Below are 14,538 nucleotides of genomic sequence, written 5' to 3'. Positions count from 1 at the left end.
CCCACGGAAAAGGATGCGCGACCGCCCAAGACCGGGCGTTTCGGCGCTATTGCGGATATGAATGACCTTCAGGCGATCGGCGCGGATGGCACCGTGCGTTTCGGTGCTTATGCCTTCCACCGGCAACAGCGGCTGGTCAGCAAGTCCGGCTGGCCGGTGCCACTGGGCGGTCGGGCGTTGGATATCCTTGCCGTGCTGCTCGAGGCGCCTGGGCAATTCATCAGCAAGGCCACGCTGATCGAGCGGGTGTGGCCGTGCAGCGTGGTGGAAGAGAACAACCTGCGCGTGCATATCGCCGCATTGCGCCGCGCCCTCGATGGCCAGCGCTATATCCTCAACGATCCCCAGCGGGGTTACTGCTTGGCAGCGCCCGTGCACGGCGCCGCGGCGGGCGTGATCGCCCAGCACAACCTGGCGACGCGACTGAGCCCGGTGATCGGCCGCGATGAGTTGTTGGGCGTGCTGGTGCGGCGCCTGTCCGGGTCGCGACTGATGACCCTCACCGGTTGCGCCGGCGTGGGCAAGAGCACCCTGGCCCTGGCGCTGGCCGAGCGCGTACTGCCGCGTTATCGCGATGGTGTGTGGTGGGTCGATCTGGACACGGTCGAGGCACCGATAACCATGCTGCGTCACGTGGCCGGGGCGTTGCACCTCGATCCCTGTGCCAGCGCCGTAGAGCTGTGTCGGCAAATCGCTTCGCGTCATTTATTGCTGGTACTCGACGGCGCCGACCTGCTGCTCGGCGCCTGCCGGCATCTGTTGCTGGCATTGCGGCAACAGGCCCCCGAGGTCAGCGCACTGGTTACCTGCCGCGAAGCCTTGGGCACGCCGGGCGAATGGGTGCTGCGCGTGCCGCGCCTGGCGGTGCCGGGGCCTTCGGCAGTGGGCAGCGTCGAGCAGGCGATGGCTTACCCGGCGGTGCAACTGTTCGTCGCACGGGTGCGCGCCGGTCAGCAAGGGTACGCATTGCGCCCTCAGGACCTGACGCCGCTACGGGATATATGCCGGCGCCTCGATGGCATTCCCTTGGCCCTGGAACTGGCCGCCGCCCAAGTGGAGGCCCTTGGTGTGCGCGGTGTGCACGCACAGCTGTGTCGAGGGCTACAGGTGCTGGAACGGGGCCGGCGCACGGCGGTCGAGCGCCATCGATCCCTGGCGGCTGCACTGGATTGGACCTACGAACGCCTGAGCCTGCCGGAGCGCTGGCTGTTCCTGCAACTGGGGCTGTTCAAGATGGCCGTCACCTTGCCCACCTTGAGCGCGCTGGTCGCCGGTACCGAACTGGAACACGCCGACCTGGCCTATTTGTTGGCACGCCTGGTGGGCACCTCATTGCTGTGCGTGGAGCCGGGCCTGGGTCCCGAGCGCTATCGCTTGCTCAACAGCACGCGCAGCTATGCCCTCGCGCAACTGCGTGATCCGCAGCAGGTCGCGCGTTTGCAGCATGGCTATGGGCATTACCTGGGGCCGTTTTCAGGCCGGGCGTTTGTCCTGCAACTCATCGAGCAGGCGGCGTACGCGCAGTAGGTCGCGAGTGGCAAAGCCTTCGGTGAATCGGCCGTAGACCGAACCCAGCAACTCACGCGCAGGCTGCACGCGGCCTTGGGTCTGCCATAGCCGAGCCAGCGAAGTGGCGCATCGCAGCTCCCAGGCCAGCGCGCCCTGTTGGTGCGCCAGGCCGAGGGCTTCGAGCAGCAACGTTTCGGCCGCGCGCTCATCGGCCAGGCTTTCGGCGCGTACCCGCAGAATCTCTGCGGTGCACCAGCCGGCGTCGCCTAGGCGCGCGCGTTCGTACGCCACGTCATCGACGTCGCCGGCGCCCAGGGTGATCAGGATGTCGGCGATCAGCCCCAGGCCGCGCAGATCCTTGGGTTCCACAACACCGGTGTAGTGGCCGGCCCAGGTCTGGAACAACTGGACTGAATGCTTGTGCGAGTGTTCCAGCAGCAGCGCCTGCAGGGTCTGGGCCGCTTCGTCGTCACCGTTGTAGCGGGCGATCACCACCCCGGCCAGGGCCAGGGTGTAGCAGATCGAGGTGCCGTGATGGATGTGCAGCGCCAGTTCCAGGGCTTGGCTGGCGACGGCCCACGCGCGGTCGGGGAAACCCTGCAGCCAGAGGATCCGCGCCAGCACCGTGAGCGAGGCCACGCTCTGGTCGTATTGCACGCCAACCCGGTAGGCAAAGCGGTTCAGCGAGCCGCTGTGCGCCATGCGTTGGAGCACCTGCTCGGCATTGTGCCGGGCGAGTGCCTGGTTTCCGGTGAAATGCTGCGCGAGCACGCGCAGGCGCTGGGCGCTCAGGCCCAGCAGCGGATCGCTGCGTGGGTCGAGGTGATCGAATTGCACGCTCAACGCCTGCGCCTGGCGGTAACGGCCGGCACACAGATTCACTGCCATGTGCCCGGAGACCGCACGCATTTGGCCGGCAAGATCCTGGCAGTCGTCCGCCAGGCGCTTGGCGTTTTCAAACGCCGCGATGGTGCGGGGCGCGCCACCCCGCGCGTGGTACGTCAGGCTGCCCAGGGCCAGTTGCAGCTGCATTTTCAAGCGCGCGCAGGGGGCGCTGGCCTGGTCCATCAGGGCCAGCGCCTTATCCACATAGAGCGCGTGTTCCCGCAGTAGCGACAGCTCCTGCCACAGTGGCATCGCACTGACCGTCAGGCGGATAGCCTGCATGTGCTGGCCGCCGGCACCCAGGCCCCAATCGAGCGCGGCGCGCACGTCTTCGCGCAAGTGTGCATAGCGGTCGATCCAGGCCTGGGTCGCGACCGACTCCCATTCCTGCGCCGCTTGCTCCATCAGCGCCAGGCAGCGTGCCCCGTGGCGTTCGCGGGTGGCGTCGAGTTCGTCGGCAAGGCCGAGCTTTTCCAGGGCATAGGTGCGGGTAATATCCAGCAAGCGGTAGACCACCTCGTCGTCACCGGCCTCGACGTTGAGCAAGGATTTGGCCACCAGCTGGGTGATTGAGCCCAGCACTTGTGCCGGCGCTACCTGTTCCCCGGCGATCACTGCCGCCGCGCTGGCGAGGCTGAAGCCGCCACGGAACACCGCCAGGCGGCGCAGGCAGATCTGCTCGCACGGGCTCAGCAGGTCGAAACTCCAATCCAGGGTGGCGCGCAGGGTTTGATGACGGGGCAGGCTGCTGCGCCGACCACGGCCGAGCAGGCCCACGTTGTCTTCTATTTGCACCAGCAATCCCGGCAGGCCGAAGCGCTCGATCTGCGCGGCCACCAGTTCGATCGCCAGGGGAATGCCGTCCAGGCGCTGGCAGATGTCGATGGCCACTGGCAGCTCGGCGTCGCTCAGTTCGAAGCTGTCCTGGTGAGACATCGCCCGCTCGATCAGTAATTGCAGGGCTGGGTAGCCCAGGGCCTGGGCACGGTTGCCGGTGGCGGGCGGGCAGGCCAGGGGTTCCAGGCGTTGCACCGACTCGCCCTCGGCGCGCAATGCCTCGCGGCTGGTGGCCAGGATGTGCAGCCTGGGCGCGTGACGCAGCAGGGTTTCGCTGATCAGGGCGATGTCGTCGAGCAGGTGTTCGCAGTTGTCGATCACCAGCAGCAACTGGCGCTCCTGCACGCGGCGCGCAAACGTGATCAATGGCTCATGCTCGGCGTGGGAGAGGTCGAGCAGGGCGGCGAGGTTGGGCAGGATCATCGATGCGGCGCTGAGGGGCGCCAGGTCCAGCAGGCGAATGCCATCGCGGTAATGCCCGATCAGCAGTTCCGCGACCCGCAGCGCGACGGTGGTCTTGCCGATGCCGCCGGCGCCGGTGAGGGTGATAAAGCGCTGGGTGGGCAGTTGCTGCACCAGGCTGTCGATCAGCGCCTGGCGGCCAATCATGCGGGTGTGGCGCAACGGCAGGTTGTGGCAGGGGTGCTGGGGCGCACCGTCGGTGGGTAGCGTCATCGGTTCGATGCTCAGTGGGGCCACAAAACTGTAGCCGCGCTGGGCCACCGTGACGATGTATCGCTGCCCGGCCTGGCCATCGCCGAGGGCTTTGCGCAAGGCCGCCATATGCACCCGCAGGTTGCCGTCTTCCACCACGCTTTTCGGCCAGACCCGCGCGATCAGTTCCTGCTTGCTCACCACATTGCCGGCCTGTTCCAACAGGATCAGCAGGATATCCACCGCGCGCCGTCCCAGGCGCAACGGCCGACCGGCTTCCAGCACCACGCGCTGACGCGGGTGGACGCGATAGGGGCCGAAGTGCACGGCCTGGTCGCTCAGGTCATTCATGGTTGCCCACGCCTCGGGAACGGTAGGCGGCCAGCATATTCCAGGCGCGTGCCGGCCACTAGGCAGCGATCACGGAAGGCTTGTGACGCACTTGGCGATTTCGCCAGGCCATCGGGTTGATGCCCTCGCTGCGGGTGAAGATGTGGCAGAAGTGTGCCTGGTCGCAGAACCCGCATTCCAGGCTGATTTGCGTCAGGCTCAGGTTCGATTGGGTGATCAGCTCCTTGGCGCGCAGCAGTCGCTGCTGGCGAATCCATTGTTGCGGCGACAGCCCGGTGCTGCACTTGAACGCCCGCGAGAAGTGGCTGCGCGACAATGCGCAGGCCTGGGCCAGGTCGGCGATGGCCAGGCTTTCGCCGAGGTTGGCGAGGATCAATTGTTTGGCGATGCGCTCGCGCCGGGGGCAGAGGCCGCCGGTGGCGGATAAGCGCGGAGCACAATACTCAAGTCGGGCCATGACAGATATCCGCAGTCGATGGGAGCGTTCCCGGTGAATGGATGCAAGTTTAGACCGCTCCATTCTTGGTGCCGGACCGTCTGGCTGACGAGTTAATCGTTGTTAATTTTGCCAGGTACGCAGGTGCAAAATTGGCGGAAAAGACAGCACAGCCATGCAATCCCGCTGACGTGCGGCATGTTTATCTGCGCGCTTGTCACCGTTTGGATACCGCCATGAACCGCAACGACCTGCGCCGCGTCGACATGAACCTGCTGGTGATTTTCGAAGCGCTGATGTTCGAGAAGAACCTGACCCGGGTCGCCGAAAAGCTCTTTATGGGCCAGCCGGCGGTGAGCGCGGCACTCGGGCGTTTGCGCGACCTGTTCGACGACCCGTTGCTGCTGCGCAACGGACGCGGGATGGAACCCACGCCACGGGCGCTGGCGATACTCAAGGAGCTGCAACCGGCCATGGACACCATTTCCGGCGCCGTCAGCCGCGCCAAGGATTTCGACCCCTCCACCAGTTGCGCGGTGTTCCGCATCGGCCTGTCCGACGACGCCGAATTCGGCCTGTTCCCGCCGCTGCTCAGCCAACTGCGCGAAGAAGCCCCGGGCATCGTCGTGGTGGTGCGGCGTGCCAATTACTTGCTGATGTCGTCGTTGTTGGCCAGCGGCGAAATCACGGTGGGGGTGAGCTACACCACCGAATTACCGGCCAATGCCAAGCGCAAGAAACTGCGGGACATTCCCTGCAAGGTGCTGCGTGGGGATGATGGCGTCGAGCCACTGACCTTGGACGCCTACTGCGCGCGGCCCCATGCGATGGTGTCGTTCTCGGGGGATCTGAGCGGCAACATCGACCTCGACCTGGCGCGCATCGGTCGTGCGCGGCGGGTGGTGCTGGCGGTGCCGCAATTCAGCGGCTTGCGGGCGTTGCTGGCGGGTACGCAGATTATCGCGACAGTGCCGGATTACGCCGCGTGTGCGTTGACCGAAGGCACGACGTTACGCGCTGAGGACCCGCCGTTCGCGATCGATGCGGCGGAGCTGTCGATGGTCTGGAGCGGGGTGCATGACAACGATCCGGCGGAGCGCTGGCTGAGGGCGCGGATTGCGGAGCATATGGCGCAAGCGGTTTGAGCGGAAGGTCGCAGGGGGCTGTTCAGCTAGCTTATGTGGTGACTGACACTCCGCTATCGGGAGCAAGCCCCACATTTAGAGAACCTGCCCATATTCAAATCAACGCAGAACTTTGCCTTTCGTGGTCTTGGCCAATTCGGTACTCGCTCTTTGAACTCGGTCTAAATTGTGGGAGGGGGCTTGCTCCCGATAGCGGTAGTTCAGCCAGCTCATGCAGTGACTGACACGCTGCTATCGGGACCAAACCTCAGAAGTTGACCGTCGCACTCAACCGCGCCGTCAGTGGCGCGCCCTGGAACAGGTAGTCGTCGCCCATGTATTCGCCGGCATCGCGCCAGTAGCGCTTGTCGAACAGGTTGTCGACGCTCAGGCGAAACACCGTCTCGTAGCCATCGAGTTTGGTGGTGTAGCGGCTGCCGACGTTGACCACCGCATAATCCCCCACCTCCACATTCCCGGTGCGATTGGCGTATTTCTTGGCGCTGTATTGCACACCGCCCAGCACCGCCAGGCCGTTCACCCACGGTAATGCGTAGTCGGCGTATACGCTGGCGCGCAGCACTGGCACGTTGATCGCCTGGTGGCCTTCATAGTCCGGCGTGCCGCTGCCGGTCACCCGTGCGCGAATCGCCGCGACGCTGCTGGCGATCTGCAGGCGGTCGGTGGCCCAGCCGTTGGCCGACAATTCCAGCCCAGTGTTTTTCTGTTGGCCTTGTTGCACATAGGTGAAGTTGCCGGCGCCGTCCGGCTTGGCGTACTGGTAGGCCTGGCGCATCTGGAACACGGCGGCGGCGAAGCTGATGCGGTGCCAGTCGTATTTCACCCCGGCTTCGATCTGGCGCGAGGTGGTCGGCGCCAGGGTTTCGTCCTTGTTGCTGGCAAACCACGGCGCGCTGCCGCCCAGGGACAGGCCCTTGCTGTAGCGGGTGTACAGCGAGAGGTTTTCGATCGGTTTATAGATCAACGCCGCTTGGGGCAGGAACACGTACTGCTGGGTGTGACGGGCCTGGTTGCCATCGCTGTCGAAGGCTTTCTCATCCAGGCGCACTTCACGCCCGCCGAGGACGGTTTGCCATTGCTCGTTGAAGCGGATGCGGTCGGTGACGAACAGCCCGTACTGGCGGCTGTCGAGGGCGCGATGGCTGTCGTTCAGCGGCACGTCGGTGGGCGCATAGGTCGGTGCTTCCTGATCGATATTGGCGCTGCCGAGCCACTCGTTGACCGCTGCACGCTTGTCGATCACCCGGCGAAACGCGCTGGTGCCGAAGGTCAGTTCGTGGCCCAGGCCGGCGGTGTCGAACAGGCCGGTCAAGGCGGCCTGCACTTCGTCGTCACGGCGCGTGTCGTCGGGGCTGCGGTAGTCGTAGATGTCGTAGTTGCCTGCGGAGGTGAAGTAGTTGCCGAGCCCATGGGTGTCGCCGCCCCAGGCAAACGAACTGTAGTCATCGATCACCACCTTGCTGTGCGCGGCGCTGACGCTGCCTTTCCACTGATCGCTGAAGCGGTAGTCAAACGTACCGTTGAGGTTCAGCGAATCGATGCCGACCGGTTTGGAACCGCTCTGGTGCCCCAGCAGTTTTTTCGGCGAGGCATCGTGGGGCACTTCGGTTCCGCCCAGCAGTTGGTAACCGGGTACCGAGCGTTGTTGCTTGTTCTGGTATTCGGCGTCCAGTTGCAGCACCGCGTCGGGGCTGATGTTCCAGTCGAAGGCCAGGGACACGAAATCCCGTTGGCCGTTGGCGTGTTCCACGTAGGAATGGAGGTCTTCATGGGCGACGTTGGCGCGCAGGCCGAATTGCTGCTCGCTGCCGAACCAGCCGCCGACATCGGTGGCGAGATAACCGCTGCCGCGATCATCGGTGGAGACCGTCACCGAGCGCACGTCTTCCGGGCGCTTGGTCACGTAGTTGATCACGCCGCCGGGTTCGGAAATCCCGCTTTGCAGTCCGGCCAGGCCCTTGAGCACTTCCACCTGCTGTTTGTTTTCCAGGGCGACGTTCTGCTCGCCGGTAATGGTGCGCCCGTTGATCTTGTAGCTGCTCGCGGCATTGAGCGAGAAGCCGCGCACCACGAAGTTCTCGTAATAGCCGATAGGCGCATAGCTGTCGCCGACCGCGGCATCGTTGCGCAGCACTTCACTGAGCAGGCGCGCTTGCTGATCCTTGATCATCGCGGCATTGATCACGCTGATCGACGCCGGGGTGTCCAGTAGCGGCGCGGCGTCGAAGCCGCCCACCGAGGCGGTGTCACTGCGATAGCCGGACTCATCCTGGCCCTGGATCTGCACCGCCGGCAGTTCGATTTCCGCAGCCAGGCTGCTGCCGATGCCACCGCTGAGCAGCAGGCCGAGGGCGAAACGTGAAGTGACGACGGGGCGAAAACGCAAAACCATGGGGCAGGGCCTTAAAGCGCGGGGCGAGGGGGCGCATAAGCTAGGCATAAGTGCGTGGTTTTACAAGGATTGGCGTATTGAGACATCCCGTCTCAGGGGATACGCCGATCCACCGGCGCCTCGACAGCTCCGGTGGGCCTCTGCGATAGACAAGGCTTCTCTCATCGTTGCAGGAGGTCGTCATGGGTACCGCTGGAAACGTTATCGCTGGAAAGGTCGCGCTGGTGACCGGCGCCGGGCAGGGCATTGGCCGCGCCATCGCGCTGCGCCTGGCCCGGGACGGTGCCGATATCGCCCTGGTCGATATCAACGGCGCCAAGCTCGACGCCGTGGCCGCCGAGGTGGTGGCCCTGGGACGCAAGGCCTCGGTGTTCATCGCCGATGTGTCCAAGCGCGAGCAGGTGGTGGCGGCGGTCGAGCATGCGCACCAGGCGCTCGGTGGCTTCGACATCATCGTCAATAACGCCGGTGTGGCGCAGATCGATTCGCTGCTGGACGTCAGCCCGGAACAAGTCGAACGCACCCTGGGCATCAACGTGCAAGGCGTGTTGTGGGGCATCCAGGCCGCCGGCAAGAAGTTCAAGGCGCTCAAGCAGAAGGGCAAGATCATCAACGCCTGCTCCATCGCCGGGCACGAAGGCTTTGCGCTGCTGGGGGTGTATTCGGCCACCAAGTTCGCCGTGCGCGCCTTGACCCAGGCGGCGGCCAAGGAACTGGCGAGCGACGGGATCACCGTCAATGCCTATTGCCCCGGCGTGGTGGGCACCGATATGTGGGTCGAGATCGACAAGCGCATGGCCGAGATTACTGGGGCCGAAGTGGGCGCGACCTACAAGAAATACGTGGACGGCATCGCCCTGGGCCGCGCCGAAACACCGGAGGATGTGGCCGGGTTGGTGGCGTTCCTCGCCGGGCCGGATGCGGATTACATCACCGGGCAGTCACCGTTGATCGATGGCGGCCTCGTCTACCGCTGAGGTCCGGTGTGGGAGGGGGCAAGCCCCTCCCACATCTTCAGTGCTTGCCGGGCATGTCGATGCCCAACTGGTTGACGCGGCGGTACAACGTCGCCCTTGAGATGCCCAGCGCCTGGGCGGTCGGCAGTGGCTTCCAGCGATGGCGGATCAACGCGTCCAGCACCACCTGGCGTTCCGGGCTGACGCTGGGTTCGGCCAGTGCCTCGACCTGTTCACCGCGTACCTCTACCGGCAAGTCCGCCAGCTGGATCGTGTCGCCTTCGCACACGGCGCAGGCATACGCCAGTACGTGGCGCAGTTGCCGCACATTGCCTGGCCAGGCATAGCCCAACAGTAATTCCAGGGCCGCCTGGCCGATGCCGATCCTGATCGCGCTGCTATGGGCCTGCTGCTCCAGCAGCCGATTGATCAGGGCCAGTTTGTCACTGCGTTCGCGCAGGGGCGGCAGGCAGAAGCGTGCGCAGCCGAGGCGAAAGTACAGGTCTTCGCGAAAGCGGCCTTCGCTCACCAGCGTCGCCAGGTCGCGGTGGCTGGCGCAGATCACCTGGATATCCACCGTGCGGGTTTTCGCCGCGCCCAGGGGCGCCACCTCGCCCTCGGCCATCACCCGCAGCAGGCGTGTCTGCAATCCCAGGGGCATATCGCCGATTTCATCGAGAAACAGCGTGCCGCCATCGGCCTGCACCAACAGCCCCGGCATGCCTTTGCTCGACGCGCCGGTAAAGGCCCCGGCCACATAGCCGAACAGTTCGCTTTCAATCAGGTTCTCCGGGATGGCCGCGCAGTTCACCGCCACGAACGGCCCCGCGCGCCGGGCGCTGCGTTCGTGCAACTGGCGGGCGAAGACTTCCTTGCCGGCGCCGGTTTCCCCTTGCACCAGCACCGGCAGGTTGCGGTCCTTGACCCGCACGGCCAGGCGCAGGTGTTCCTCCACGCGTGGGTCGACCTGGGTGTTCGCCGTCCCCCGCGCCGGTTTGCGCCGTGGCGCGTTGACCCGCACGTGCAGCGCGCCCGGCTCGCCCAGCCAGTGCAGTTGCTGGGTCGATTGATCGGTCACTGCGCGCAACGCATCGAGGTCGAACACGTCGCCGATATATTCCGGCACCTGGCCAAAACGCCGACGCAGGGCCTGGCGCGCCTTGCTGTTCAAGGCGTGCAGGCGACCGTCCTGGTCCCAGGCCAGCAGCAGGTCGGGTTGGCTGTCCACATAACCCGGCGTGCTGTGGGCCTGGAGTACCCAGTGCTGTTGGGCGCTGTGCATGAAAAAGGCGTTTTCGATGGCTTGGGCGCTCTGCGCCACCATCTGCCGCACCAGGTGCTGGCTGCGGCGGTCATCCGGGGATCTGAGCGCCGAGGCGTCCATCACCCCCAGCAGGTTGCCCTGGGGATCGAAGATCGGTGCGGCGGAGCAGGTCAGGGCGATAAATGCCGCGCGAAAGTGATCGCGCTTGTGCACCGTCACCGCCGCCTTGCTGGTCAGCACCGTGGCCACGCCGCAGGTGCCTTCTTCGGCTTCCGACCAGCAGGTGCCCAGGTACAGCCCGGCTTTGCGGCAGTCGTTGCGAATGGCGGTGTCCACCCGGTGGTCGATGGTCTGGCCCTGGGCGTCGGTGAGCATCACGCAGTAGTCGGCGTGGCGCACGCGGTGGTGCAGTTGGCCGACTTCTTCGCTGGCGATGCGCATGAACAGCTCGGCGCGTTCGCGGCATTCCTTGAGCAGCGGTTCGGTGAGGATGCGCGGCCCCTGCAGCGAGCCGGGGTCGAGGTGGTGTTGCTCCATGGAGCGGCGCCATGAATCGAAAATCAGCGACGGCACCGGCGCCTGGGGCAGTCGATCGGCATTGCGGACCACACGACTGACGCAGTCGACGTGATCTCTGGAGTTCGCGGCGAGCATAAGGCCTCCGGCTCTCGATCTTTGTTGTTATGCCCGCCATTAAGCGCCGATGAGCGCGAGGGGACAAGGGCGGCCTGACCAACTGCCCGAGGTGAGACGCAGCGTCTCATCCGGCCTGAGACGCGGCCTGCAGGCTGCAATGGCGCGTCTCATTCTGCGCAGGCCGGTGGCCCCGGTACAACCGCGCGGCACTGCTCTGGGTCAAGGCTTTGCCAGGTTTTTCCGGGTCTTGGCACAGGCTGTGCTGAACCGCTTACAGCTGGCCGCCGCCAGCCTTTTGTGTGTCGAGACAACCTGGAGAACAACAAGATGTCCACTCACCTGTCCACCGATCAATTGCTCCATGCCTACACCGTGATGCGCACCATCCGTGATTTCGAAGAACGCCTGCACGTGGAATTCGCCACCGGCGAGATCCCCGGTTTCGTGCACTTGTATGCCGGCCAGGAAGCCAGCGCCGCCGGGGTCATGGCCCACCTCAACGATGAAGATTGCATCGCCTCCAACCACCGTGGCCACGGCCATTGCATCGCCAAGGGCGTGGATGTGTTCGGCATGATGGCCGAGATCTACGGCAAGAAAACCGGCGTGTGCGGCGGCAAGGGGGGCTCCATGCACATCGCCGACCAGGAGAAGGGCATGCTCGGTGCCAACGGCATCGTTGGCGCCGGTGCGCCGCTGGCGGCCGGTGCGGCGCTGGCGTCCAAGCTCAAGGGCAGCCAGGGCGTGGCCGTGGCGTTCTTCGGCGACGGCGGTTCCAACGAGGGCGCAGTGTTCGAAGCGATGAACCTTGCGTCGATCATGAAGCTGCCGTGCCTGTTCGTCGCCGAGAACAACGGGTATGCCGAAGCCACCGGCTCCGGCTGGTCGGTGGCGTGCAAGGACATCGCCGAGCGCGCCGTGGGCTTCGGCATGCCGGGGGTGATCGTCGACGGCAACGATTTCTTTGCCGTGCACGCGGCGCTGGGCGTCGCGGTGGAGCGGGCGCGCAAGGGCGAGGGGCCGACGCTGGTCGAGGTCAAGCTGAGCCGCTTCTACGGCCACTTCGAGGGCGATGCGCAAACCTATCGCGGCCCGGACGAAGTGAAGAACCTGCGCGAATCCCACGATTGCCTGGCGCTGTTCCGCCAGCGCTGCACCGCCGAAGGCTGGCTCGACAGCGCGCAGTTCGAGCGCATCGACGGGGAAGTCGCGCAACTGATCGAAGACGCCGTGCGCCTGGCCAAGTCCGATCTAAAGCCCCAGGCCGCCGACCTGCTCAGCGATGTGTACGTCGCTTACCGCTAATCGCCATCCCCTACAAAAACAAGATGTGGAGAGACTTTCATGGCTCGCAAAATCAGCTATCAGCAGGCAATCAACGAAGCGCTGGCCCAGGAAATGCGTCGGGACCAGAGCGTGTTCATCATCGGCCAGGACGTCTCCGGCGGCACCGGTTCCCCAGGTGAGCAAGACGCCTGGGGCGGTGTGCTCGGCGTGACCAAGGGCCTGTACCCGCAGTTTCCCGACCGCGTACTCGATGCGCCGTTGTCCGAAGTCGGCTATGTCGGCATGGCGGTCGGCGCTGCCACCCGTGGCATGCGTCCGGTGTGCGAGTTGATGTTCGTCGACTTTATCGGCTGCTGCCTCGACCAGTTGCTCAACCAGGCCGCCAAGTTCCGCTACATGTTCGGCGGCAAGACCACCACGCCGCTGGTGGTGCGCGCCATGTACGGCGCTGGCCTGCGCGCCGCCGCCCAGCACTCGCAGATGCTCACCTCGATGTGGACGCACATTCCCGGCCTCAAGGTGGTGTGCCCGGCTACGCCCTATGACGCCAAGGGCATGCTGATCCAGGCGATCCGCGACAACGATCCGGTGATCTTCCTCGAGCACAAAATGCTCTACAGCCTGCAGGGCGAAGTGCCGGAAGAGCTGTACACCGTGCCCTTCGGCGAAGCCAACTTTGTCCGCGAAGGCAAGGATGTGACCCTGGTGACCTACGGGCGCATGGTGCACATCGCCCTGGAAGCTGCCGCCAACCTGGCGCGCCAGGGCATCGACTGCGAAGTGCTGGACCTGCGCACCACCAGCCCGCTGGACGAAGACAGCATCCTCGAAAGCGTGGAGAAGACCGGGCGCCTGGTGGTGATCGACGAGTCCAACCCGCGCTGTTCCATCGCCACCGATATCAGTGCGCTGGTGGCCCAGCAGGGGTTCTCCTTCCTGCGCGCGCCCATCGAAATGGTCACCGCGCCGCACACGCCGGTGCCGTTCTCCGATGCGCTGGAAGACCTGTACATCCCCAACGCCGCGAAGATCGAAGCCGCGGTGCTGAAGATCGCCGACAAGAGGAACGCCGCATGATCCATACCTTGACCATGCCCAAGTGGGGCTTGTCGATGACCGAAGGCCGCATCGATGTCTGGCTCAAGCAACCCGGCGACCGGGTGGAGAAGGGCGAGGAAGTGCTGGATGTAGAGACCGACAAGATCTCCAGCAGCGTCGAGGCACCGTTCAGCGGCGTTTTGCGCCGCGTGCTGGCGCTGAGCGACGAGACCTTGCCGGTGGGCGCGCTGCTGGGGATCGTGGTGGAGGGCGAGGCCACGGAAGCGGAGATCGACGCGGTGATCGAGAGCTTCAACGCCGGCTTCGTGTCCAGTGCCGCCGAGGCCGAAGCGTGCGGGCCGAGTGCGCAGAAAGTCGAACTGGGCGGGCGCTTGTTGCGCTATCTCGACCAGGGCGAGGGCGGTACGCCGCTGGTGCTGGTGCATGGCTTCGGTGGCGACTTGAACAACTGGCTGTTCAACCAACCGGCCCTGGCCGCCGAGCGCCGGGTGATCGCCCTTGACCTGCCGGGGCATGGCGAGTCGGGCAAGTCGCTGCACACGGGGGATGCCGAGGAATTGAGCCAGGCGGTACTGGCCTTGCTCGATCACCTCGAACTCGATCGCGTGCACCTGGCCGGGCACTCGATGGGCGGGCTGGTCAGCCTGAGCGTGGCGCGCCAGGCCCCCGCGCGCGTCGCCTCACTGACCCTGATCGCCAGCGCCGGCCTGGGCGCGGACATCAACGCCGACTACCTGCAAGGCTTTACCGACGCCGCCAACCGCAACGCGCTCAAGCCGCAGTTGGTGCAACTGTTCAGCGACCCGGCGCTGGTGACGCGGCAGATGCTTGAAGACATGCTCAAGTTCAAGCGCCTGGAAGGCGTGGATCAGGCGCTGCGCCAGCTCAATGCCCAACTGTTCGAAGGCGGGCGACAGCGCCTGGATCTGCGTAACGTGGTGGGGCAGCAGCCGAGCCTGGTGATCTGGGGTAGCGACGACGCAATCATCCCGGCAGACCACGCCCAAGGACTGGAGGCCCAGGTGGAAATCCTGCCGGGGCAAGGGCACATGGTGCAGTTGGAAGCGGCAGAACGAGTCAACCAACTGATGGCAGCCTTCCTCAAGCCCTAGCCTTGAAATGCAATC

General features: G+C 65.2%; 10 protein-coding genes. 6 read left to right on the top strand and 4 right to left on the bottom strand.

Translation table 11 applies throughout. The annotated features are described in order from the left end of the window. Positions 1-57 precede the first annotated feature (57 nt). Positions 58-1,527: a winged helix-turn-helix domain-containing protein gene (locus BLR63_RS09690; RefSeq protein ID WP_010564828.1), complete on the top strand. Its 1,470-nt coding sequence runs from the start codon at positions 58-60 to the stop codon at positions 1,525-1,527. Here BLR63_RS09690 and BLR63_RS09685 read toward each other — a convergent pair. Beyond that, entirely contained in the window at positions 1,474-4,236 is a 2,763-nt protein-coding gene (locus tag BLR63_RS09685) for an ATP-binding protein (RefSeq protein ID WP_010564827.1), read from the bottom strand. The two genes, BLR63_RS09690 and BLR63_RS09685, sit on opposite strands and share 54 nt — an antisense overlap. Before the next feature lie 58 nt (positions 4,237-4,294). Beyond that, positions 4,295-4,693, bottom strand: coding sequence for a helix-turn-helix domain-containing protein (locus BLR63_RS09680; RefSeq protein WP_010564826.1), 399 nt, complete (start codon positions 4,691-4,693; stop codon positions 4,295-4,297). A gap of 215 nt (positions 4,694-4,908) precedes the next feature. On the opposite strand from BLR63_RS09680, the gene BLR63_RS09675 reads away from it, so the two are divergent. Further along, a complete protein-coding gene (locus BLR63_RS09675; protein ID WP_010564825.1) occupies positions 4,909-5,817 on the top strand; it encodes a LysR family transcriptional regulator in 909 nt (302 codons plus the stop codon). 247 nt (positions 5,818-6,064) lie between these two features. Here the strand turns inward: BLR63_RS09675 and BLR63_RS09670 are convergent, their stop codons facing one another. Further along, complete coding sequence (locus BLR63_RS09670; RefSeq protein WP_010564824.1) at positions 6,065-8,209, bottom strand: TonB-dependent siderophore receptor; 2,145 nt, start codon at positions 8,207-8,209, stop codon at positions 6,065-6,067. Positions 8,210-8,391: 182 nt separating this feature from the next. Here BLR63_RS09670 and BLR63_RS09665 point away from each other — a divergent pair, with 182 nt between their 5' ends. Beyond that, complete coding sequence (locus BLR63_RS09665; RefSeq protein WP_010564823.1) at positions 8,392-9,186, top strand: acetoin reductase; 795 nt, start codon at positions 8,392-8,394, stop codon at positions 9,184-9,186. Between the two features lie 37 nt (positions 9,187-9,223). On the opposite strand, the gene BLR63_RS09660 is transcribed toward BLR63_RS09665, so the two are convergent. Continuing rightward, positions 9,224-11,083 carry a sigma-54-dependent Fis family transcriptional regulator gene (locus BLR63_RS09660; RefSeq protein ID WP_010564822.1) on the bottom strand — a complete coding sequence of 620 codons (1,860 nt, stop codon included), beginning with the start codon at positions 11,081-11,083 and terminating at the stop codon, positions 9,224-9,226. A 309-nt stretch (positions 11,084-11,392) separates the two neighbouring features. Here BLR63_RS09660 and BLR63_RS09655 point away from each other — a divergent pair, with 309 nt between their 5' ends. Genes BLR63_RS09655 through BLR63_RS09645 form a run of 3 tightly spaced genes read left to right on the top strand, consistent with a single transcriptional unit; the run spans position 11,393 to position 14,523 of the window. Beyond that, positions 11,393-12,370, top strand: a complete 978-nt coding sequence (locus tag BLR63_RS09655) for a thiamine pyrophosphate-dependent dehydrogenase E1 component subunit alpha (protein WP_010564821.1) — start codon at positions 11,393-11,395, stop codon at positions 12,368-12,370. Between the two features lie 39 nt (positions 12,371-12,409). Next, a complete protein-coding gene (locus BLR63_RS09650) occupies positions 12,410-13,429 on the top strand; it encodes an alpha-ketoacid dehydrogenase subunit beta (RefSeq protein WP_010564820.1) in 1,020 nt (339 codons plus the stop codon). Next, complete coding sequence (locus BLR63_RS09645) at positions 13,426-14,523, top strand: acetoin dehydrogenase dihydrolipoyllysine-residue acetyltransferase subunit (RefSeq protein WP_010564819.1); 1,098 nt, start codon at positions 13,426-13,428, stop codon at positions 14,521-14,523. The genes BLR63_RS09650 and BLR63_RS09645 overlap by 4 nt, the downstream gene beginning before the upstream one ends. Positions 14,524-14,538 lie beyond the last annotated feature (15 nt).

Source organism: Pseudomonas extremaustralis (assembly GCF_900102035.1).
In the GTDB taxonomy this organism is placed as follows: domain Bacteria; phylum Pseudomonadota; class Gammaproteobacteria; order Pseudomonadales; family Pseudomonadaceae; genus Aquipseudomonas; species Aquipseudomonas extremaustralis.
This window is presented reverse-complemented; position numbering and strand designations above follow the sequence as displayed.